The sequence below is a fragment of the Streptomyces sp. a15 genome (genome assembly GCF_059026085.1).
On the sequence record NZ_JBWLKM010000007.1, the window covers coordinates 104,910 to 124,962 of the forward strand.

The 20,053-nt window shown below is 70.5% G+C and carries 21 protein-coding genes; 10 read left to right on the top strand and 11 right to left on the bottom strand.

The features are described 5' to 3' along the window. Positions 1-49: 49 nt before the first annotated feature. From AC5P09_RS10595 to AC5P09_RS10625, 7 genes are all read right to left on the bottom strand, one after another. Positions 50-1,123 carry a lactonase family protein gene (locus tag AC5P09_RS10595; RefSeq protein ID WP_493873604.1) on the bottom strand — a complete coding sequence of 358 codons (1,074 nt, stop codon included), beginning with the start codon at positions 1,121-1,123 and terminating at the stop codon, positions 50-52. A gap of 49 nt (positions 1,124-1,172) precedes the next feature. Further along, positions 1,173-2,138: a sugar kinase gene (locus tag AC5P09_RS10600; RefSeq protein ID WP_493873605.1), complete on the bottom strand. Its 966-nt coding sequence runs from the start codon at positions 2,136-2,138 to the stop codon at positions 1,173-1,175. Further along, the gene (locus tag AC5P09_RS10605; RefSeq protein WP_493873606.1) at positions 2,135-2,806 is read right to left on the bottom strand and encodes a bifunctional 4-hydroxy-2-oxoglutarate aldolase/2-dehydro-3-deoxy-phosphogluconate aldolase; all 672 of its coding nucleotides are present in this window, start codon (positions 2,804-2,806) and stop codon (positions 2,135-2,137) included. The genes AC5P09_RS10600 and AC5P09_RS10605 overlap by 4 nt, the downstream gene beginning before the upstream one ends. Next, the gene (locus AC5P09_RS10610; RefSeq protein WP_493873607.1) at positions 2,803-3,000 is read right to left on the bottom strand and encodes a hypothetical protein; all 198 of its coding nucleotides are present in this window, start codon (positions 2,998-3,000) and stop codon (positions 2,803-2,805) included. Before AC5P09_RS10610 ends, AC5P09_RS10605 begins: the two co-directional genes overlap by 4 nt. Before the next feature lie 122 nt (positions 3,001-3,122). After that, a complete protein-coding gene (locus AC5P09_RS10615) occupies positions 3,123-3,944 on the bottom strand; it encodes a carbohydrate ABC transporter permease (RefSeq protein ID WP_493873608.1) in 822 nt (273 codons plus the stop codon). After that, the gene (locus tag AC5P09_RS10620; protein WP_493873609.1) at positions 3,941-4,972 is read right to left on the bottom strand and encodes a carbohydrate ABC transporter permease; all 1,032 of its coding nucleotides are present in this window, start codon (positions 4,970-4,972) and stop codon (positions 3,941-3,943) included. The genes AC5P09_RS10615 and AC5P09_RS10620 overlap by 4 nt, the downstream gene beginning before the upstream one ends. Continuing rightward, positions 4,969-6,321 (bottom strand): extracellular solute-binding protein, encoded by a 1,353-nt coding sequence (locus tag AC5P09_RS10625; protein WP_493873610.1) that lies wholly within the window; start codon positions 6,319-6,321, stop codon positions 4,969-4,971. The genes AC5P09_RS10620 and AC5P09_RS10625 overlap by 4 nt, the downstream gene beginning before the upstream one ends. Positions 6,322-7,131: 810 nt before the next feature. Between AC5P09_RS10625 and AC5P09_RS10630 the strand changes: the two genes are divergently transcribed. The 6 genes from AC5P09_RS10630 to AC5P09_RS10655 all read left to right on the top strand — a co-directional run bounded on the left by AC5P09_RS10630 (position 7,132) and on the right by AC5P09_RS10655 (position 13,016). Then, complete coding sequence (locus tag AC5P09_RS10630) at positions 7,132-8,169, top strand: LacI family DNA-binding transcriptional regulator (RefSeq protein WP_493873611.1); 1,038 nt, start codon at positions 7,132-7,134, stop codon at positions 8,167-8,169. After that, positions 8,166-8,930 (top strand): SDR family NAD(P)-dependent oxidoreductase, encoded by a 765-nt coding sequence (locus AC5P09_RS10635; RefSeq protein WP_493873612.1) that lies wholly within the window; start codon positions 8,166-8,168, stop codon positions 8,928-8,930. The genes AC5P09_RS10630 and AC5P09_RS10635 overlap by 4 nt, the downstream gene beginning before the upstream one ends. 91 nt (positions 8,931-9,021) lie before the next feature. After that, positions 9,022-10,167, top strand: a complete 1,146-nt coding sequence (gene dgoD / locus AC5P09_RS10640; RefSeq protein ID WP_493873613.1) for a galactonate dehydratase — start codon at positions 9,022-9,024, stop codon at positions 10,165-10,167. Positions 10,168-10,834: 667 nt separating this feature from the next. Continuing rightward, positions 10,835-11,902, top strand: coding sequence for an aromatic ring-hydroxylating dioxygenase subunit alpha (locus AC5P09_RS10645; RefSeq protein ID WP_307678454.1), 1,068 nt, complete (start codon positions 10,835-10,837; stop codon positions 11,900-11,902). After that, entirely contained in the window at positions 11,899-12,084 is a 186-nt protein-coding gene (locus AC5P09_RS10650; RefSeq protein WP_266450284.1) for a hypothetical protein, read from the top strand. Before AC5P09_RS10645 ends, AC5P09_RS10650 begins: the two co-directional genes overlap by 4 nt. Continuing rightward, on the top strand, positions 12,081-13,016 hold the full coding sequence (locus tag AC5P09_RS10655) for a PDR/VanB family oxidoreductase (protein WP_493873614.1): 936 nt from the start codon (positions 12,081-12,083) through the stop codon (positions 13,014-13,016). The genes AC5P09_RS10650 and AC5P09_RS10655 overlap by 4 nt, the downstream gene beginning before the upstream one ends. Here AC5P09_RS10655 and AC5P09_RS10660 read toward each other — a convergent pair. Continuing rightward, positions 12,967-13,785 (bottom strand): IclR family transcriptional regulator domain-containing protein, encoded by an 819-nt coding sequence (locus AC5P09_RS10660; protein ID WP_493873615.1) that lies wholly within the window; start codon positions 13,783-13,785, stop codon positions 12,967-12,969. The two genes, AC5P09_RS10655 and AC5P09_RS10660, sit on opposite strands and share 50 nt — an antisense overlap. 160 nt (positions 13,786-13,945) lie before the next feature. On the opposite strand from AC5P09_RS10660, the gene AC5P09_RS10665 reads away from it, so the two are divergent. From AC5P09_RS10665 to AC5P09_RS10680, 4 genes are read left to right on the top strand one after another with little or no spacing between them, the layout of a single operon-like run. Next, positions 13,946-14,914 carry an ABC transporter substrate-binding protein gene (locus tag AC5P09_RS10665; RefSeq protein ID WP_493873616.1) on the top strand — a complete coding sequence of 323 codons (969 nt, stop codon included), beginning with the start codon at positions 13,946-13,948 and terminating at the stop codon, positions 14,912-14,914. After that, complete coding sequence (locus AC5P09_RS10670) at positions 14,911-15,684, top strand: ABC transporter permease (protein WP_493873617.1); 774 nt, start codon at positions 14,911-14,913, stop codon at positions 15,682-15,684. Before AC5P09_RS10665 ends, AC5P09_RS10670 begins: the two co-directional genes overlap by 4 nt. Next, positions 15,681-16,460 carry an ABC transporter permease gene (locus tag AC5P09_RS10675; protein WP_493873618.1) on the top strand — a complete coding sequence of 260 codons (780 nt, stop codon included), beginning with the start codon at positions 15,681-15,683 and terminating at the stop codon, positions 16,458-16,460. The genes AC5P09_RS10670 and AC5P09_RS10675 overlap by 4 nt, the downstream gene beginning before the upstream one ends. A gap of 20 nt (positions 16,461-16,480) precedes the next feature. Then, complete coding sequence (locus AC5P09_RS10680; RefSeq protein WP_493873619.1) at positions 16,481-17,290, top strand: ABC transporter ATP-binding protein; 810 nt, start codon at positions 16,481-16,483, stop codon at positions 17,288-17,290. A 39-nt stretch (positions 17,291-17,329) separates the two neighbouring features. On the opposite strand, the gene AC5P09_RS10685 is transcribed toward AC5P09_RS10680, so the two are convergent. The 3 genes from AC5P09_RS10685 to AC5P09_RS10695 all read right to left on the bottom strand — a co-directional run bounded on the left by AC5P09_RS10685 (position 17,330) and on the right by AC5P09_RS10695 (position 20,049). Beyond that, positions 17,330-18,025, bottom strand: coding sequence for a GntR family transcriptional regulator (locus tag AC5P09_RS10685; protein ID WP_266450269.1), 696 nt, complete (start codon positions 18,023-18,025; stop codon positions 17,330-17,332). 87 nt (positions 18,026-18,112) lie between these two features. Continuing rightward, complete coding sequence (locus AC5P09_RS10690) at positions 18,113-19,114, bottom strand: proline racemase family protein (protein WP_493873620.1); 1,002 nt, start codon at positions 19,112-19,114, stop codon at positions 18,113-18,115. Positions 19,115-19,152: 38 nt separating this feature from the next. Continuing rightward, positions 19,153-20,049 carry a dihydrodipicolinate synthase family protein gene (locus AC5P09_RS10695; protein ID WP_493873621.1) on the bottom strand — a complete coding sequence of 299 codons (897 nt, stop codon included), beginning with the start codon at positions 20,047-20,049 and terminating at the stop codon, positions 19,153-19,155. Positions 20,050-20,053 lie beyond the last annotated feature (4 nt).

A 20,053-nucleotide genomic window follows, 5' to 3' on the forward strand; every position in this document is an offset into this window, starting at 1 on the left:
GCCGGACTGAGCGGTCCCCGCCGCCGGGAGCGGCGGCTGCGCCCCGGGGTCAGAGGGCGAGCGCGCAGACGACGGAGGGAAGCTGTGCCACCGGGCCGGGCGCGTCGAGTGCACCCGTGTCCAGGACGCGCAGTGCCGCCAGGGTGCCGCTGTGCTGGTTGGCGACGAGCAGATGACCGTCGGTCAGGATCAGCCCTCGGGGCCAGGTACCGCCGCTGGGCACCTCGCCGATCGGCTGGAGATCGGTGCCGCTGATCCGGAAGGCGGCCACCGTCTCCGCGCCGCGGTTGGTCAGCCAGACGAAGCGTCCGCAGGGCGAGGCGACGATTCCGCCGGGCTGGTTGGCGATGTCACGGGCGCTGGTGGCCGGAACGCTGGAGAGAGCCGTCAGGGTGCCCTTCTCCGTGTCGTAGCCGTGGCAGGTGAGGGTCGATGACAGCTCGTCCGCGCTGAACACCAGTTCACCGCCGGGCGCGAAGGCGAGGTGACGGGGGCCTGATCCCGCGCGGAGCGGGTTCGTGGCGGTCCGCTCCAGGATTCCCGTCTCGGTGTCGAGTCGGTAGGTGAACACCGCGTCCGCCCCCAGGTCGGTGACGAGGACGAAGCGGCCCGCCGGGTCGACGAGGACCTGGTGGGCGTGGCTGCCGTCCTGCCGTCCGGTGACGGGGCCGGACCCGTCGTGGACCACGACGTCGGTCAGCTCCCGAATGCGCCCGTCCGGGTCGAGCCGGTGCACGGCCACGCTTCCGCGCAGGGTGTCGGTGCCGTAATGGGCGGTCAGCAGCCAGCCTCCGCCGGGGTGGACGGTGAGATGGCACGGGTTCGCGCCGCCGCTCGGGACCGGTTCTCCCATCGGCGTCAGGGCGTCGTCACCGTGCCGGGCGAAGGCGCTGACGGCTCCGGACTCGGTCTCGCCGGTGCTGTAGACGACGTCCAGCGAGGGATGCGCGGTCAGGAAGGAGGCGCCGCCGACGGGGATGGGTCCGAGCCGGGTGTCGGGCGTCAGGGAACCGGCCGCCGGATCGAAGCGCAGGGCGACGAGTCCGGCACCGTCGCCACCGGTGTCCGGCGTGTAGGAGCCGGTGACGACGAGGGTCGGTTCGGCGGATGAGCTGGTTGACATGGAAGTTCCTTGAGCGATGGGGGAGTTGAAAGCCTGCCGACCTACCGCGTCAGCGGACGATGTCGTCGTGATGGTCCAGCAGGGCGAGCTCGGCGCGTCGGGGCAGGCCCTCCCAGTCGCCGGTGGTGCTCACCGCGAAGGCGCCGACCAGGGCGGCCGTCCGCAGTCGCCGCTCCGGCGGTTCACCCGCGAGCAGTTCGGCCAGGTACCCGGCGGCGAACGCGTCCCCCGCCCCCACCGAGTCCTGTACGCGGACGGGCACGGCGGGCTGCCGGTACGGCTTCCCGTCGAGCAGCGCGAAAGCCCCTTCGGCGCCCATCTTGATGACGGCACCCCCGGGTCCCAAGTCGCAGATTCCCTCGGCGAGTTCCTCGGGGCTGTCGGCGCCGGGGACCACCAGCCGGGCTTCGTGCGGTCCCGCGAACACCAGGTCGCTGCGGCGCAGCAGGGGCAGCAGCGTGCGCCTGGCCTCCGCCTCACCCCACAACAGGGAGCGGAAGTTGACGTCCATGGAGACGAGTACGCCGGCGTCGATGGCGGTGTCCACCGCCCGGCGGACTGCAGCGGCGGGGCCCTCCCCCAGCGCAGGGGTGATCCCGGTGATGTGCAGGGCCGCCGCGCCGGCCACGACGTGTTCGGGTATGTCCTGCGGGGACAGCCGGGAACCGGCGGTGTTGGTGCGGTGGTAGTGCACCCGGCTGTGTGTGGAGGTCCGTCGCTCTTTCATCAACAGCGCGGTGGGCGCCGGGTCCCGGACGGCGACGGTCGTGACACCTTCGGCCCGCAGTTCGCGCAGGATCATCTCGCCGAGTCCGTCTTCGCCGACGCGGCCGATCCAGGTGGCCGACCCGCCGAGTCGGCTGACGCCGATGGCGACGTTCGACTCCGCTCCGGCGAGGCCGAGCCGCAGCGCGGCGCCCAGCCCGAGCGGACCGGGCTCCGCCGCCGCCAGGACGCCGAGGATTTCGCCGACCGTCACCAGGTACGGAGGCGAGTCCTTCCCGGGGCTGTTCACGAGCCGGCCTCCTCGGCCCGTTCGGCGGCGCCGACCGTTTCCAGCAGCACGCGCGTCCTTTCCGTGAGAGTCGTCAGGGCTTCCGCGGTCGGGTTCCGGTCCGCTCCCCGCAGCAGCGGGGAGCCGATGCCGACGGCGCGGGCTCCGGCGTCGAGGTAGTCCCGTGCCTGCGCGAGGTCGACGCCGCCGACGGCGATGAGGGGGATGTCCGGTAGCGGGGCGCGCAGTTGGCGCAGGTGTGCGGGGCCGCCGGTGCTCGCCGGGAAGAGCTTGACGGCGGCGGCGCCCGCCTGCCAGGCGGTGGACACCTCGGTGGGTGTCCAGGCGCCCGGATAACAGGGGGTACCGGAGTCCGCCGCCGTACGGATGACCTGGACGTCCACCACAGGGGCCACCAGGAATGCGGCTCCGGCGGCCCGTGCGTCCCGTGCCTGTGCCTCGGTGATCACGGTGCCGGCACCGACCGCCACGTCAGGTCCGAGCACGTCGCGGATACGGGCCAGGGCGTCGAGGGCCCCCGAGGTGGTGAGCGTGATCTCCAGGCAGGTGATGCCGCCGGCCGCGAGTGCCCGGGCCACGGCGGGCAGGCCCGAGGCGTCGGCCGACCTGAGGATGGCCATGACCCGGGTCCGGCCGAGCTGCGGGGTGAGGGCGGGACGCGCCGTCATGATGCGACCGCCCCGGCGGAGATTCCGGCGTCCTCATGCTGTCGCGCGGGCGCCGACGGCAGCGGGAGGACACGGGGCAGGGTGGCCGGGCACCGGGCATCGTGCGGAGCGCCGGCCGCCCGGGCCGTGCGCGGGTCGATGAAGGGGTGGGCGTTCACCATGACCGTGCGCCGGGCCCGCTCGGGACGGGACATGCCACCGGCCGGTCGGCCGCCGCGGGTCTGTCCTCGGCCCGGCGGGGGGTGCGCCGGGTCGGTCCGGAGCCTCCGGGTGTGAGTCATGGGGGAAGGTCCCTTCAACAACGGGAGTGGGGCGGTTACTTGAGTCCAGAGGTGGCGATGCCCGAGACGAAGCCACGCTGAACGATCAGGAAGAGCACGAGTACGGGTATGACGTACATCGCGGCGCCCGCGGCGACCAGGTTGGAGAGCGTGCCGCCCTGCTGGTTGACGTAGCTGGTGGCGAGTTTGACGGCGAGGGTGGTGCGGTCGTCGTCCAGCAGCAGGGCGGGCGCGACGAAGTCGCCCCAGGTCCAGCTGAAGGAGAGGATCAGGCTGGTGGCGATGACCGGCCATGACTGCGGCAGGAAGATCCGCAGGAAGATACGGATCTGTCCGCAGCCGTCGACGATCGCCGCCTCCTCCAGTTCCTTGGGCATGTTCGTGAAGAACTGCCGGAACAGGAAGATCAGATACGGGGCACCGCACAACCCCCACAGCACCCATGGCGCGTAGGTGTTCAGCAGATTGACCTTGGCGAAGAGCAGATAGGTGGGGATGAGGGTGAGGATCTGCGGCAGCATCATCGTCGACAGCAACACCCCGAAGATCACCCGCTTTCCCGGTGCTTCCAGCCGGGCGAAGCCGTATCCGGCCCAGGCCGAGGCAAGCGTCACCAGCACCGCGTAGATGCACGCGATCGTCAGCGAGTTGCGGGCGTAGCCGAGATAGTCGAAGAAGGTCAGGGCATGCTGGAAGTTGCCCAGGTTCGGGTCGTGCGGCCACCAGTGGATGGGCAGGGCGCGCAGCTCCGACGGGTCCTTGAACGCGGTGAGCACGAGCCAGCCGAAGGGGCTGAGGAAGAGGACGAGGACCCCTACCAGGAGCATGTAGGTGGCATTGCGCCGGCGAAACGTCATCGCGAGTCTCCGATCGTGCGCGGCTTGCTCTTCGCCCGCTCCGGTTCCACGGAGTAGAAGACCGCGCCCTTGCTCAGTTTGAAGACGAGGACGGTGACGGCGATGATGATCGCGAACAGCACCCACAGCAGCGCGGAGGCGTAGCCGTAACGCCCGTTGACGAAGTACTGGGCGAAGACGTGGATCATGAACAGGTAGTTGCTCTGCGGGATGGCCGAAACGCCTTTGAGGGTGGGGTCGAGCGAGATGAGCAGCGGTATGAAACTCTGCAGCGCCGCGATGATCCCGGTGATGACCTGGAAGAACAGCACCGGTGAGAGCAGCGGCAGAGTGATCCGGGTGAAGGACTGCCAGGAGCTGGCCCCGTCGATCCGTGCGGCCTCGTGCAGCTCCTTGGGTATGTCCTGCAGCCCCGCCAGCGAGATGATCATGACGTTGCCCACGCCCCACAGCGTCAGCGAGATCAGCACCCAGCGGGCGTACGGATCGACCAGCCAGGACACTCCGTTGATGTTGAGGAGGTCCAGGACACCGTTGGCCGCGCCCGAGTCACGGTCGAAGATCAGCTTGAAGGTGAGGGCCGCGCCGACCGGCGGCACCACGGCGGGCAGATACAGCAGCGTGCGGAAGAGTCCGCGGGCCTGTATCGGCTGGTTCACCAGCACCGCGAGGAACAGTCCCGCCACGATCGTCAGCGGCACCGTGATCGCGGTGAACAGCCCGGTACGGGCCAGGGAGGCCATCGTCTCCGGGTCGGAGAAGACCTCCCGGTAGTTGTCCAGGCCGACGAAGTGGGAGTTCTCGGAGAGCCCGTCGGAGTTGGTGAAGCTGAGCCACAGCGCGTACCCGAGCGGGAAGGCCGTCAGGGTGAGGAAACCCAGCACCCAGGGGCCGGTGAAGACGTAGAAGGCCCAGGCTCTGCGTGTCTGAAGTGAGCGCGGCCTGCGGCCCGGCCGGGGGGCCGCCGCCCGGGAGGGCGACGGCACGTCTGACCCGGCGTCGGGTCGGGCGAGCTGATGGGCGCTCACCCGAGGACCTTCTTGCCGTTGGTGATCTGCTCGTTCATGCGCTTGTTCAGCTCGTCGGCGACCTTGCCCGCGGAGGTGCCGGACTTGATCGCCTTCGGAAGCGTCTGGCTGACGACCCCTTCCAGTGCGCTGATCCGGGCGTACGGGCTGAAGGTCAGGATGGAGAAGTGGTCGAGCTCCTGCTGCTGAACCTCGAACGCCTGCTTCTGGAAGGGAGTGCCCTGCGGCATCTGCGGGCGCAGCGACTTCAGGGAGGGGATGCCCCAGCCGCTGGTCGCCCGTTCCTGGGCGGGCTTGCCGGCGAAGAACCACTCGAAGAACTTCCAGGCCGCGTCCTTGTTCTTGGACCCCTTGGGGATCCAGTAGCCGGTGGCCGCGTGGCAGGGGCTGACGCGGTTGCTGCCGAGCTGGGGCGCGGGAGCGAACCGTGAGACCTTGGCGAGCTTGGGGTCGCCGCCTATCAGGCCGCCGAACCAGTAGCCGTCACCGGCCATCGCCAGCCGGTTGGCCTGGTAGGTGGGCCCGTCCCAGCCGTCCGGGTTGGGGTTGGCGGGGTTCGGGCCGATGTCGGCCTTCGCGTACTTCAGGTACCACTTCAGGGCCTTGAGCGCCTCGGGGGAGGAGAAGTCGACGGAGGCCAGGTCCTCGGCGAACACGCTGCCGCCGGCCGAGGCGGTCATGCCCATGAGCGCGACGAACACTCCGATGCCGGCCGGGTCCATTCCGTAGACCTTCACCTTGCCGAGCCTGCGCTTGACCAGCCGCTCGCCGAGGTCCAGCCACTCGTCGTGGGAGATCGGCTCGGTGCCGCTGGGGTGGTCCAGGTTCGCGGCGTCGAACATGTCGGTGCGGTACCAGAACATCCCGTCCTGCGAGAAGTCCTTCGTCATGCCGTGGCGGGGGCCGGCGCCCTGCTTGCTGCCGTCGTAACGCCACACGTCGTTGACCGGGTCGAGGTCGGAGGGCTTGAGCACCGTGCTCTTGGCGAAGTAGGGGTCCAGGTCGGTCATCAGCCCGCGTGCCGCGAAGAACGGCGTGTCCAGCGCGCCCAGGCCGCGCACCACGTCCGGCGGGGTCTTGGCGGCCAGCATCGCGTTGAGCTTGGTCGCGTCGTCGAGGATGACGTTGATCTTCATGCCCAGCGCCTGCTCGGCGGCCTTCTTGTCGAACTCGTCCTTGGCGCACATGACCGTGAGCGTCGTCGTGCCGCCAGGTGCGGAGCCGCCGCCGCTGTCGCCGTCGTCGACCGAGGCGGCGCAGCCGGGCAGGGCGGTCGCGGCGAGCGCGACACCGGCGGAGGCGGCGAGGAACTGGCGCCGTCCGAGGGAACCCGAGGGGGAAATGGGCATGCTTGTCAGCCTTTCTTGCGGTATGGAGAAGGCGATGCAGGTGGAGGTGGCGAGGGAAGACGGGGATTCACCCGGCGAGAAAACGGAAGGAGCGCACAGGGCAGGAGCGCACGGGGCGGCAGCCTCCGGCCGGGAGGAAGGTGAAGCAGTTGTGTTCGTGCCTGCCGCGGTCCGTCAGGACACGTGGGCACGCCGTAGGCGGGCGTTCGGGGCCGATCGGCCCGACCCGCAATCACCGCCGTGGGGATCAAGGCGGGTTCGTGGTACGCACAAGCGATGCAGCTGCTTTGGGCTTGTCCCGGGACGGACGCGTCGTAGCCGAGGGTGTCTCCGGCAACGTGCCGGACCGCTCTCGTGAAGCGGTTGTTCTCATGGCCTTACCGGGCCTCGTCCTGGCCCCCGGTCATCTCTCGGAACACGTCCATCGAGCCGAAGCCCGTCATGCGGCCGGGACCGGGTTCATGGCGCACAAGCCCCAGGAGCCCCGTCCGCGGAGGACGAACCCGCTAACACGTCTGCGTTCTCGGGCCGTGGAACCGCTGTGGCGGCAACCGCGAGGAGTCTGCCGGAGCGCTTCACCGCACACCTGACCCATCCTCGACTTCCGCCGACTTGTCGTGCTTACGGTGGTTCAACCGATTCTTCGGTACTGCGTAGGTATAGCGCTGTTTTCCACCGAAGGAAACCGGTTGACTAAAACTTCGGCGAACGTTAAGTTGCGGCGCCAGAAGATGTCAAGGGTGTAAAGCGAGTCACCGCCGACCGGAACAGATCGGCCACGTGACCCGTAACGGAAGGGGTGGGTGCGAGGTGCCGGAGCAGCCAGTACGGGCCAGGCTGGTGGACGTCGCCCGAGAGGCCGGGGTCTCCAAGGCCACCGTGTCCAAGGTGCTCAACGGCCGACAGGACCTGTCCGTCCGACCGGAGACCCGGCGCCGCGTGCACGAGGCCGCCGAAGCGCTCGGCTACCGACCCCATTCCGGCGCGCGTGCTCTGGCGGGCGCCAGCACGCACGCCTTCGCCCTGCTGATCCCCGCCCTCGCCAACCCCACGTACGTCACCCTTGCCCGCGGTGCCTACCAGCGGGCACGCGAACTGGGCTATCTCTCCCTGCTGGCCGAGGACTTCGAGGGACAGGAGGCCGACGACTCCTTCAACGACCTGGTACAGGAAGGCCGGGTCGACGGACTGCTCATCGCCTCGGCCCGCCCCGGTCACCCGCTGCTGGACACCCTGAGCCGCAGCCCGATCCCGCATGTCTTCCTCAACCGGTCGGTCGAGGGATCCGGCCGGAACGTCACCATGGACGTGGCCCGTTCCAGCGTCACCGCCCTCGACCACCTGCACGGTCTCGGGCACCGGGCCATCGGCCATATCGCGGGCCCACCCGGCATCACCCCCAGTGATGCCCGCAAGCACGCGTTCCTGAAGCACGCCGACGCACTGGGCCTGACCGCCGCCCCGGTTGCGTCCGGGGACTTCACCGAGGACGGCGGCGGGTCCGCGGCCCTGGAGCTGCTCCGCCCCGACGGCAGCACCCGCTCGCAGGTCACGGCCGTCTACACCAGCTCGCTGGCGCAGGCGATAGGCGCGATGGCGGCGATCCGCGGGCTCGGCCTGCGCATCCCCGAGGACATCTCCGTCGTCGGCAACGACGACCTGCCCGTCGCCGCCCACCTCTCCCCGCCGCTGACCACGGTGGCGATGCCCCTGTACGAACTGGGCACCGCGGCGGTCGACGCCCTGGTGGCCGCCATCCAGGGGGCGCCCGTGGGAGACGTCGTCGTACCCACCGAGCCGCGTCTGGTACTGCGCGGCTCCACCGCGAGACCCGGAGGAACGCCATGACAGCCGCCGGGCTGACACGCTTCGCGGGCCGTACGGCCCTGCTCACCGCGGCCGCCTCCGGGATCGGCGAGGCCACCGCCCACCGCCTGGCCGCGGAGGGAGCGTCCGTCCTCGTCACCGACGTGGACGTCAAGGGCGCTCACCGGGTGGCCGAGGAGATCCGCGCCGAGAACGGACACGCCCAGGCCCGCCGGCTCGACGCCACCTCGCCCGAGGAGTGGACCGCGGCCGTCGAAGAGGTGGCGTCCTGGACCGGACGCCTCGACGTACTGCACCTCAACGCCGGCCGGAACGTGCCCGGTCCCGCGCACGAACTGGACGACGCCGCCTGGCACGACCAGCTGCGGCTCTCCCTCGACTCGGTGTTCTACGGCGTGAGGGCCACGGTGCCGCTGCTCAGAACCGCCCGGGGAGCGGTGGTCGTCACCTCGTCCGTGCACGCCACCCTCGGTTTCCGCGGCTTCCCCGCGTACGCGGCGGCCAAGGGCGGGATCGGCGCCCTGGTGCGCCAGCTCGCCGTCGAGTACGGCGGGGAGATCAGGTTCAACGCCGTCCTGCCCGGAGCCGTCGTCACCGCCCTGTGGACGGGGGTGCCCCCGGAGTACAAGGCCCTGACTCGCGCGCGAACGCCGGTCGGCAGACTCGGCGCCCCGGAGGACATCGCGGCCGCGGTGGCCTTCTTCGCCTCCGACGACGCCTCCTTCATCACCGGCCAGAACCTGCTCGTGGACGGCGGCCGCGGCATCAGCTCCCAGGAGTAGGCCGCCCGGGGCTCCCCCGCGCACCTCAACATCCCCTCGACAACAACACCATCGGCCTCCGGGCCGTGCACCAGGACCGGAGGTCCACACCATGAAGATCACTGGATACGAACTCTTCCTCGTCGAGCCACGCTGGGTCTTCCTGCGCGTCGACACCGACGAAGGCATCTCCGGCTGGGGCGAGCCCATCGTCGAGGGCAAGGCGCACACCGTCGCCCGCTGCGTCGAGGAGATGTTCGACTACCTCCTGGGTCAGGACCCGGCCCGCATCGAGGAGCACTGGCAGGTGCTCGCCAAGAGCGGCTTCTACCGCGGCGGCCCGGTCCTCAGCAGCGCCCTGGCCGGCATCGACCAGGCGCTGTGGGACATCGCGGGCAAGACCCACGGCGTCCCGGTGCACCAGCTGCTCGGCGGCCATGTCCGCGACCGGGTACGCATCTACGGCTGGGTCGGCGGGGAGACCCCGCAGGAGATCGGCGAGTCGGCAGCCGCGCAGGTCGCCAAGGGGCTGACCGCGGTCAAGCTGAACCCCTGCGGTCAGCTGGAACCGCTCGACACGCCCGCCGCCATCCACGCCATCGTGGAGCAGGTGGCCGCGGTACGCGAGGCGATCGGCCCGGACCGCGACCTGGCGCTGGACTTCCACGGCCGGTTCAGCGGGGCGATGTCCCGTCGCGTCCTGCCGCTGCTGGAGCCCCTGCTGCCGATGTTCGTCGAGGAACCGGTGCTGCCGGAGTTCTCGCGGGACCTCGGTGCCGTGGTGCGCTCGACCTCGATCCCCATCGCCACCGGTGAACGGCTCTACTCCCGCTGGGACTTCCGGTCCGTGCTGGCGGACGGCATCGCCGTGGCACAGCCGGACATCAGCCACGCCGGAGGCATCTCCGAAACCCGGCGGATCGCCGCGATGGCGGAGACCTACGACGTCCTGGTCGCGCCGCACTGCCCGCTCGGCCCGATCGCGCTGGCCGCCAGCCTGCAACTCGACTTCGCCACCCCCAACTTCCTCATCCAGGAGCAGGCGCTCGGCATCGGCTACGGCGACAGCAGCGGACTGCTGGACTACCTCGTCGACACCGAGCCCTTCACGTTCCGCGACGGCTACATCGACCGCCTCACCGCACCCGGCCTCGGCATCACCATCGACGAGGACGCGGTCCGCGCCGCCGCCGAACGCGGACACCGCTGGCGCAACCCCGTGTGGCGCAACACCGACGGCTCGCTGGCCTCCTGGTAGCGGCCCGGAAGAAGATCAAGGACCGCGACCGGCTGCTGGACGAACCGGCCCAGCGGCAGGCCCCCGAGGTGCTGCACGCGTTCCGGATCGGTACGGGCACCGTGGAGCACAGAGCCGGCCTCACCGAGGGGCCGGCCACATTCCACCGTCGGTTCTCGGCTGTGCTGAACATGCGCAAGACGCCGAAGGCCGCCCTTGGTCATGCAGCCGGCGGCGTTGTCCACCCTCGCTACCGGATCCCATGGAAACCCGACAGGACGCCTATCGGCATCACATTCGCCCAGCAGACCAAGATCGCACGTGCCCGGCCTTCCTCCGGCAGCGGCCGTGAGTGCCGTTTTCTCTGGTCACCAGCGGTGCGGCGCGTGTACCACCAGCAGCCGAAGAATCTGCCGACGACCGCCGCTCAGGGGCCACAAGTTCAGCGGCCGCTCACACGATCCCGCCGTCATGCCTTCTGATCACAGCCATATGCCGGGCTGATCGGCAGCTCAACCGCAGGGCGCAGCTGCCATTCTCATGGCAAGCGGGCAGCGGTACCACGCCTCGCATCACGCCTCTCAACAGGCACTTTCCAGTTGGCCTTCCGTGACACGGAAGCCGTATTGCGGCCTTGTGGAGCCCGTACCGACGATGTCGCTACGACCAACGACGGGAGCCGAACGCCATGCCCCACATGACCGCCTTCGCCAGGAACCAGTGGTACGTCGCCGCCTACAGCCACGAGGTGGGGCGCGAGGAGTTGCTCGGCCGCACGATCCTCGGTGAGCCGCTCGTCTTCTACCGCACCGAGGAAGAAGGCACTCCCGTCGCGCTGCACGACCGCTGCGTGCACCGGCGCTACCCGCTCTCGAAGAGCGGGCTCGACGGCGACCGCATCGTCTGCGGCTACCACGGCTTCACCTACGACCAGACCGGCGCCTGCGTGTACGTGCCGGGCCAGAAGCGCATCCCGCGCACCGCCCGCGTCGCCTCCTACCCGGTCGTCGAGCAGGACTCGCTGATCTGGGTGTGGATCGGCGACCCGGCGCTCGCCGACCCGCAGACCATCCCGCGCGCCCGCCACCTGGACTCCCCCGGCTGGGTCACCGTGCGCGGCATGGAACCGATCGACGCCGACTACGGCCTGCTGGTCGACAACCTCCTCGACCTGTCCCACGAGACGTATCTGCACGGCGGCTACATCGGCACCCCCGAGGTCGCCGAGACGCCGATCACCACCGAGGTCGACGAGGGCGCCGGGATCGTACGGGTGAGCCGGCACATGGACGACGCCGAATGCCCGCCGTTCTACGCCAAGTCCACCGGCATCCAGGGCCGGATCACGCGCTGGCAGGACATCGAGTACCACGCGCCCTGCCTCTACCTGCTGCACAGCCGGATCGCGCCGGTCGGTGTGGTGCCCGAGGCGGACGGCAGCGACCCGAACGGCTTCCACACCGAGATCACGTACGCCATCACGCCGTCCGCCGACGGCAAGGTGTACGACTTCTGGATGGTCTCGCGCGACTGGGCGACCGAGGACCCCGAGGTCACGGAGTTCCTGCGAGGCAACAACCACACCGTCGTCATGCAGGACGTCGACGCGCTCAACCTGCTCCAGGAGACGCTCGGCAGCGAGCGCACCGGCTACCAGGAGCTGAGCATCAACATCGACACCGGCGGCCTGGCCGCCCGCCGTATCCTCGCCCGCCTGGTCGAGGAGGGCGCCAAGCCCATGGAGAAGGTCCAGTGACCAGCCCGACGGGCGAGGTCTACCGCATCGACTGGCTGCCGGGCACGGACCTCCTGCACGGCACCTGTCACTGCGGCCGCGAGCACACCTCGCAGGACCCGATCGAGATGTGGGAGTGGATGCTCGCCCACCCGCAAGGACACGAGCCGCAAGGACACGAGCCGCGAGGAACCAGCTCATGAGCCTGTACGAAGCCGAACTCGTCGTCGACCGGCGGGAGTTCGCGGCCGACGGCGTACTCGCCCTGACCCTGCGGCACCCGCTGGGCGAACGGCTTCCGGACTGGGAGCCCGGCGCCCACATCGACGTCGTGCTCGGACCGGAGCTGGAGCGGCAGTACTCGCTGTGCGGCGACCCGGGCGACCGGGACACCTGGCGGATCGCCGTCCTGCGCGAGCCGGACGGGCGTGGTGGATCAGCCCATGTGCACGGGCAGTTGGGGCAGGGCGACAAGGTGCGGGTGCGCGGTCCGCGCAACCACTTCGCGCTGAAGCCCGCACCCCGCTACCGCTTCGTCGCGGGCGGCATCGGCATCACGCCGATCCTGCCGATGCTGGCGGCGGCCGAGGCGGCGGGCGCCGAGTGGACGCTGCTGTACGGCGGCCGCAGCCGCGCCTCCATGGCGTTCACCGGGGAGCTGGACCGGTACGGCGACCGGGTCACGATCGCCCCCCAGGACGAGGCCGGCCTGCTGGACCTGGGCGCGGTGCTCGACGACGTCCCCGAGGGCACGCTCGTCTACTGCTGCGGTCCCGGGCCGCTCCTCGACGCGGTGGAGGCGCGGTGCCCGGCCGGGGTGCTGCACGTCGAGCGGTTCCAGCCGAAGGAGCAAGGGAGCGGCGAGAACACCGAGTTCGAGGTCGAGCTGGCGCAGAGCGGCCGCACGCTCACCGTCCCCAGCGACGTCTCCGTGCTCGACGCGGTGCGCTCCGCGGGCGTCGAGGTGCTGTTCTCCTGCACCGAGGGCACCTGCGGGACCTGCGAGACCGACGTCCTCGAAGGCACCCCGGACCACCGGGACTCGGTCCTCACGGACGAGGAGCGGGAGGCCGGGGAGACCATGCTCATCTGTGTGTCCCGGTGCCGCGGGAAGCGGCTCGTCCTCGACCTGTAGCCAGGGCGAGGTCGGTCTCGATCCCGGCGACCGCCGCCAGCAGGTGCGGCAGCAGGTCCCGGCGTACCGACGCCAGGGAGTTGCGGCTGGCGTGCACCGGGATGTTCACCGCCGCCACCACCGCGCCGCCCCGGTCCCGCACCGGGGCGGCGATCGAGCGCAGCCCCTCCTCCAACTCCTGGTCGACGAGGGCGTATCCCTGCCGGCGTACCCGGGCGAGCTCCGTCCGCAGCGCCTGGACCGACACGATGGTGCGGGCGGTCAGCGGACGCAGGTCGGTGCGGGCAAGCCGCGCCGTGAGGTCCTCGTCCGGCAGATGGGCGAGGATCACCCGGCCCACCGAGGTGACATGGGCGGGGAAGCGGGTGCCGACGGTGATCGCCGCGGCCATGATGCGGCGCGCGGGCACCCGGGCCACGTACACGACGTCGTCACCGTCCAGCACGCACAGGGACGACGACTCCCTGGTGCACTCGACCAGTTGCTCCAGATGCGGTTCGGCGATCTCGGGCAGCGAGGCGCTCGACAGGTAGGAGTAGCCGAGCTCCAGCACGCGCGGGGTGAGCCGGAAGGTACGGCCGTCCTGGTGGACGTAGCCGAGGTCGACGAGGGTCAGCAGCAGCCGGCGGGCCGCCGCGCGGGTCAGGTCACAGGTGCGGGCGACCTCGCTGAGCGTGCACACCGGATGCTCGGCGTCGAAGGCGCGGATGACGGCGAGCCCGCGTTCGAAGGACCTCACGAAGTGCGCTGCGCGGACCGGCTCGGGCATGGGGGCCTCCAGCACTGTCAACCATGTCGTCGGCCAACCCCCAATTGACCCTGAACCGTTGCGAGTTCTACCTTCCCGCTGAGCATGCTTGCGCACTAGTGTGCGGTCTGCGCACAACCTGTCGGAACACCGCCGCACCGATGTCTGCACAGGAGGAGCCATGCGTCGTCTGTTCGCCGGTCTCACCGCCGGCACCTTCCTGCTCGCCGGGACGGCCTGCGGCTCGTCCGACGGCGGTTCGTCGGACGCGGGCGCGTCGTCCGGCGGTACCACCACCGTCAAGCTGGGGCTCATCCCCATCGTCGACGTCGCACCGATCTATCTGGGCCAGAAAAAGGGCTTCTACAGCAAGCACGGCCTGAAACTGTCGATCTCCATCGCGCAGGGCGGTGCGGCGATCGTGCCCGGAGTCACCAGCGGGCAGTTCCAGTTCGGGTTCTCCAACGTGACCTCGCTGCTGGTCGCCCAGTCGACGGGCGTGCCCGTCAAGGCTGTTGCCAACGGCATCGCGTCGACCGGCGTGGAGGGCAAGGACTTCAGCGCCCTCATGGTGAAGAAGGGCAGCCCGATCAAGTCGCCCAAGGAGCTCGAGGGCAAGAAGGTCGCCATCAACTCTCTGAAGAACATCAACGAGACCGCGGTGCGCGAGTCGGTGCGCAGGGCGGGCGGCGACCCCGACAAGGTGAACTTCGTCGAGCTGGCCTTCGACCAGATGCCCGCGGCCCTCGACGGCGGCCGGATCGACGCCGCGAGTGTGGTGGAGCCCGCGCAGGCCACCGTCAAGAGCCAGGGCGGCACCGTGATCGCCACGCCGATCGTGGACGTGGCGAAGGACACCACCGTCGCGCTGTACTTCACGTCGGCGCAGTACCTGCAGCAGAACCCCGACGTGGTGAAGAAGTTCAAGGACGCCACCGCCGAGTCCCTCGCGTACGCCGAGGCCCACCCGGACGAGGCCCGCGAGATCATCACGACGTACACGAAGATCCCGGCGTCGGTCCTGGCCCAGGTGACCCTGCCGAAGTGGCCGGCCGAGCCGAACCGGGCCTCCATCGAGGCGCTGGCGAAGCTGGGCGAGCAGGACGGTCTGTTCAAGGAGACCCCCGACGTGGACGCGCTCCTGCCGTGAAGGGGGAGAACGCGGCCCTTGGTGCCGCCGGGCTCGCGGCCTTCCTCACCCTCGGCGAGGCGGTGCCGCGGCTCGGCCTCGTCAAGGAGGAGTACTTCCCGCCGACCAGCCGCATCGCCGACGCCCTCGCGGACGAACTCGCCGACAGCGCCTTCTGGTCGGCGCTCGGCGACACCCTCACCGGCTGGGCGCTGGGCCTGGCGATCGCGGCCTGCGCGGGCGTCGTCGCCGGGGTGGTGATCTCCGTGGTCCCGTATCTGCGCGAGGCGACGGCCTCGACGATCGAGTTCCTGCGCCCCATCCCCTCGGTCGCGCTGATCCCCCTGGCGGTGCTGCTGTACGGCTCCGAACTGCGCTCGGTGCTCCTGCTGGTCGTGTACGCCTCCTTCTGGCAGATCCTCATCCAGACCCTGTACGGCGTCCAGGACGTCGACCCGGTCGCCGAGGAGACGGCCCGCTCGTACGGCCTCGGCACCTGGGCGCGCGTCCGGCACGTGCTGTGGCCGACCGCGCTGCCGTACGTCATGACGGGTCTGCGGCTGGCCGCGGCCGTCGCCCTGATCCTCACCATCACCGCCGAACTCGTCATCGGCGCACCGGGGTTGGGCGCCCGCATCGGGGTCGCGCAGAACTCGCAGGCGGTGCCCGAGATGTACGCGCTGATCGTGGTCACCGGTCTGCTGGGGCTGCTCATCAACGTAGGCGCGCGTACCGTGGAGCGACGGGCCCTGGCCTGGCACCAGTCGGTGCGCGGGGAGGTGGCGGTATGAGGCGCGTCCTGCTGCGGCTGTTCTTCGTGCTCGCCCTGCCCGCACTGCTCGTCGCGGCCTGGTGGCTCGCGTCCGACGACAGTACGGACGTGTTCTGGCCGCCCCTGCGCACGATCATGCAGACCTTCCCGGACGTGTGGACCGGCGAGCGTCTCGAGAACGACGTCCTGCCCAGCGTGCTGCGGCTGACGGGCGGTTACGCCCTCGCGGCCGTGGTGGGCGTGGCGGCCGGCACGGTCATCGGCTCCTACCGGCGCGTGCGCGCGGTGTGCGAACCGGTCCTGGAGTTCCTGCGGGCCGTGCCGCCACCGGTGCTCGTGCCGGTCATCATTCTGTTCGCGGGCATCGACGACACGATGAAGGTCACCGTCATCGCGAGCGGCTGCGTCTGGCCGATCCTGCTCAACACCGTCGAGGGCGTCCGGGCGGTCGACCCGGTGATGGCCGAAACGGCACGCTCGTACGGCATCAAGGGGCCCGCGCGTCTCACCCACCTGGTGCTGCCCTCCGCGAGCCCGCAGATCTTCGCGGGCCTGCGCCAGGCCCTGTCCATCGGCATCATCCTGATGGTCATCAGCGAGATGTTCGCGGCCAGCAACGGCCTCGGTTTCACCGTCGTCCAGTTCCAGCGCAGTTTCGCGATCCCCGACATGTGGACCGGGATCCTCGTCCTCGGTCTGCTCGGGTTCCTGCTCTCCGTCGTCTTCCAGCTGGTCGAGCGGCGGGCGCTGGCCTGGTACCACGGCCTGCGCGCCTCGGCCCGGCGGTCCCCGTGAGTCCCGTGAAAGGGCGGTCCATGCACGCACTCGCCGTATCCGGCCTGCAGAAGGTCTACGAGGGGTCCGGCCGACGCGTCGAGGCCGTGCGCGACCTCACCTTCACCGTCGATGCGGGCGAACTCGTCTGCCTCGTCGGCCCGTCGGGCTGCGGCAAGACGACCCTGCTGAAGTGCATGGGCGGACTGCTGACGCCCACCGACGGCGAAGTGCTCCTTGAGGGCCGGAAGGTGAACGGCCCGCCGCCCGGGATGGCGTTCGTCTTCCAGGAGTACGGACGCAGCCTGTTCCCCTGGATGCGGGTCGCCCAGAACGTCGAACTCCCCCTGAAGCAGAAGGACTTGAGCAAGTCGCGGCGCCGGGAGCTGGTCGCGGACGCGCTGGAGTCGGTCGGACTCACGGACGCCGCCGACGCCTACCCCTGGCAGCTGTCCGGCGGTATGCAGCAGCGCGTCGCCATCGCCCGCGCGCTGGCGTACGAGCCCCAGGTCCTGCTGATGGACGAGCCGTTCGCAGCGGTCGACGCGCAGACCCGCGCCGACCTGGAGGACCTCGTACGGGGGCTGTGGCGGGAGCGCGGGATCACGATCCTGTTCGTCACCCACGACATCGACGAGGCCGTCTACCTGGGCCAGCGGGTGATCGTCCTGTCCTCCTCCCCCACCGTGGTGCGGGAACAGCTCAAGGTCGATCTGCCGGAGGAACGGGACCAGTTGCACACGCGCGTGGCCCCGCGCTTCGCCGAGCTGCGGACCCATGTGTACGAGCAGATCCAGGCGGCCAAGCGCGGAGCGGGTGCCGTCAAGACGGATACGCCTCCGCCTCGCTGACCTGGGCGGCGGGCCGGGCACGGTCGTGCCGCGTTCATCTCAGCCGCGGGCCGCCCACAGGCCGCGGACGTGGCCGATGTGCCGGGTCATGACCTCGCGTACCGCGTCCTCGTCACGGGCCAGCAGCGCGTCGAGGAGTTCGAGGTGCTCCTCGGCGGAGGCCAGCAGACGGCCCCCTTCCAGCAGCGCGGTCAGGCCGTAGAGGCGGGAACGCTTGCGCAGGTCGCCGACCACCTCGACGAGGTGCGCGTTGCCCGCGAGGGCGAGCAGGCCGAGGTGGAAGCGGGTGTCGGCCTCGACGTACGCGATCAGGTCACCGGCCACCGCGGCCTGGACGATCTCCCGGGCGGCCGGCCGCAGCGCCTCCAGCGAGACCGGGTCGGCGGCCTGGGCCAGCTCCACCACCGTGGGGATCTCGACGAGGGCGCGGATGTGGGTGTACTCGTCGAGCTGTTTCTCGGAGACGGCGGTGACCCGGAAGCCCTTGTTGGGGACGGTGTCGACGAGGCCCTCCTTGGCCAGGTCCAGCATCGCCTCGCGGACCGGCGTCGCGGAGACGCCGAAGCGGGCGGCGAGCGTGGGCGCCGAGTACACGTCGCCGGGGCGCAGCTCACCGGCGATCAGCGCGGCCCGCAGCGCGTCCGCCACTCGCTCGCGGTAGCTGCTCTTCTTGCCCCCCAGCGTGGGCAGGGCGGGCGCGGCGGCGGACGGGGCGCTGGTGCGCTGGGCGGCCATGGGGTGTCTCCTAGCTGTGCAATGTCACGCGACAGCCGTCATTGTCCTCGACGTCCGGAGCGTCTGCCGGAGCGTCTGCCGGAGCGTCTAGAGGACGAATCCGGCCGGGAACGGGTCGGTCGGGTCGAGCAGGTACTGGGCGGTGCCCGTGATCCAGGCGCGGCCGGTGAAACTGGGCAGGACGGCCGGGATTCCGGCGACCTCGGTGGTGCCGAGGAGCCGGCCGGTGAAGTGCGTGCCGATGAAGGACTCGTTGACGAACTCGGTGTTCAGGGGCAGGTCGCCCCGTGCGTGGAGCTGGGCCATGCGGGCGCTGGTGCCGGTCCCGCAGGGCGAGCGGTCGAACCAGCCGGGGTGGATCGCCATCGCGTGCCGTGAGTGGCGGGCGGTGGCGCCGGGCGCGACCAGGTGGACGTGGTGACAGCCCCGGATGGACGGGTCCTCGGGGTGTACGGGTTCCTCCTCGGCGCTGATCGCCTCCATGAGGGACAGGCCGGCCTGGAGGATGTCGTCCTTGCGGGCGCGGTCGAAGGGCAGCCCGAACTGCTCCAGCGGCAGGATCGCGTAGAAGTTGCCGCCGTATGCCATGTCGTATGTCACGGTGCGTCCGTCGGCGAGGGCGATCTTGCGGTCGAGGGCGACGGAGAAGGAAGGGACGTTGTTCAGGGTGACCGCCGTCGCGGCGCCGTCCTGAACCGCCACCTCGGCGACGACCACCCCGGCCGGGGTGTCGAGCCGGATCGTGGTGACCGGCTCGACGACCTCGACCATCCCGGTCTCGACGAGCACGGTCGCCACCCCGATCGTGCCGTGCCCGCACATGGGCAGATAGCCGGAGACCTCGATGTAGACGACGCCCCAGTCGCAGTCGGGGCGGCTGGGCGGCTGGAGGATGGCGCCGCTCATCGCCGAGTGTCCGCGCGGCTCGTTCATCAGAAGCTGCTTGATGTCGTCGCGGTGCTCACGGAAGTACAGGCGCCGCTCGTTCATGGTCGCGCCGGGGATCGTGCCGATGCCGCCGGTGATCACACGGGTGGGCATGCCCTCGGTGTGCGAGTCGACGGCGTGCAGGACGAGTTTGCTGCGCATGACGCTCCTGGTGGACGTGGGATGCCGACGGGGCCTGCCTACGCGAGTCCGGCCGCGACCGCCTTCTCGGTGGCGGCGCGGACGGCCGCCTCCTGCCCGGGCAGCAGCGGGACGCGCGGCGGCCGCACCGGGCCGCCGTGGCGGCCGACGATGTCCATGGACAGCTTGATGGCCTGCACGAACTCGACCTTGGAGTCCCAGCGCAGCAGCGGGTGCAGCTGCTCGTACAGCTTCCGGGCCGTGCCCAGGTCGCCGCCGACGGCCGCGCGGTACAGCGCGACGCTCGCCGCGGGCAGCGCGTTCGGGTAACCCGCCACCCAGCCCTTGGCGCCCGCGATCGCGAGTTCCAGCAGCACGTCGTCGGCACCGATCAACAGGTCCAGTCCCGGGGCCAGTTCGGCGAGCTGGTAGGCGCGGCGGACGTCGCCGGAGAACTCCTTGACGGCGTGGATGTACCCCTCGCCGTGCAGCCTGGCGAGCAGTTCGGGCACCAGGTCGACCTTGGTGTCGATGGGGTTGTTGTACGCCACGATCGGGACGCCCGCCTCGGCGACCTCGGCGTAGTGGGCGAGGACGGAGCGTTCGTCGGCGCGGTGGGCGTTGGGCGGCAGCAGCATCACGGAGGCGCAGCCCGCGTCCCGGGCCTGCTCGGCCCAGCGGCGGGCCTCGGCCGAGCCGTAGGCGGCGACGCCCGGCATCACGCGCTCGCCGCCGATCGCGGCGACGGCCGTCTCGACGACCTTGGCGCGCTCCTCGGGGGTGAGCACCTGGTACTCGCCGAGCGAGCCGTTCGGTACGACGCCGTCGCAGCCGTTGTCGACCAGCCAGGTGCAGTGTTCGGCGAACCTGGCGTAGTCGACGGAGAGGTCGTCGTTCAGCGGAAGGGCGGTGGCGACGAGGACGCCGCGCCAGGGGCGGGGCTCGGTGGTGGTCATGCGG

Excerpts from the sequence above, each read along its gene's own strand:
- AC5P09_RS10595 (WP_493873604.1), bottom strand. The coding sequence starts at position 1,123 with ATGTCAACCAGCTCATCCGCCGAACCGACCCTCGTCGTCACCGGCTCC.
- AC5P09_RS10605 (WP_493873606.1), bottom strand. The coding sequence starts at position 2,806 with ATGACGGCGCGTCCCGCCCTCACCCCGCAGCTCGGCCGGACCCGGGTC.
- AC5P09_RS10610 (WP_493873607.1), bottom strand. The coding sequence starts at position 3,000 with ATGTCCCGTCCCGAGCGGGCCCGGCGCACGGTCATGGTGAACGCCCAC.
- AC5P09_RS10615 (WP_493873608.1), bottom strand. The coding sequence starts at position 3,944 with ATGACGTTTCGCCGGCGCAATGCCACCTACATGCTCCTGGTAGGGGTC.
- AC5P09_RS10625 (WP_493873610.1), bottom strand. The coding sequence starts at position 6,321 with ATGCCCATTTCCCCCTCGGGTTCCCTCGGACGGCGCCAGTTCCTCGCC.
- AC5P09_RS10635 (WP_493873612.1), top strand. The coding sequence starts at position 8,166 with ATGACAGCCGCCGGGCTGACACGCTTCGCGGGCCGTACGGCCCTGCTC.
- dgoD (WP_493873613.1), top strand. The coding sequence starts at position 9,022 with ATGAAGATCACTGGATACGAACTCTTCCTCGTCGAGCCACGCTGGGTC.
- AC5P09_RS10645 (WP_307678454.1), top strand. The coding sequence starts at position 10,835 with ATGCCCCACATGACCGCCTTCGCCAGGAACCAGTGGTACGTCGCCGCC.
- AC5P09_RS10655 (WP_493873614.1), top strand. The coding sequence starts at position 12,081 with ATGAGCCTGTACGAAGCCGAACTCGTCGTCGACCGGCGGGAGTTCGCG.
- AC5P09_RS10660 (WP_493873615.1), bottom strand. The coding sequence starts at position 13,785 with ATGCCCGAGCCGGTCCGCGCAGCGCACTTCGTGAGGTCCTTCGAACGC.
- AC5P09_RS10665 (WP_493873616.1), top strand. The coding sequence starts at position 13,946 with ATGCGTCGTCTGTTCGCCGGTCTCACCGCCGGCACCTTCCTGCTCGCC.
- AC5P09_RS10675 (WP_493873618.1), top strand. The coding sequence starts at position 15,681 with ATGAGGCGCGTCCTGCTGCGGCTGTTCTTCGTGCTCGCCCTGCCCGCA.
- AC5P09_RS10680 (WP_493873619.1), top strand. The coding sequence starts at position 16,481 with ATGCACGCACTCGCCGTATCCGGCCTGCAGAAGGTCTACGAGGGGTCC.
- AC5P09_RS10685 (WP_266450269.1), bottom strand. The coding sequence starts at position 18,025 with ATGGCCGCCCAGCGCACCAGCGCCCCGTCCGCCGCCGCGCCCGCCCTG.
- AC5P09_RS10690 (WP_493873620.1), bottom strand. The coding sequence starts at position 19,114 with ATGCGCAGCAAACTCGTCCTGCACGCCGTCGACTCGCACACCGAGGGC.
- AC5P09_RS10695 (WP_493873621.1), bottom strand. The coding sequence starts at position 20,049 with ATGACCACCACCGAGCCCCGCCCCTGGCGCGGCGTCCTCGTCGCCACC.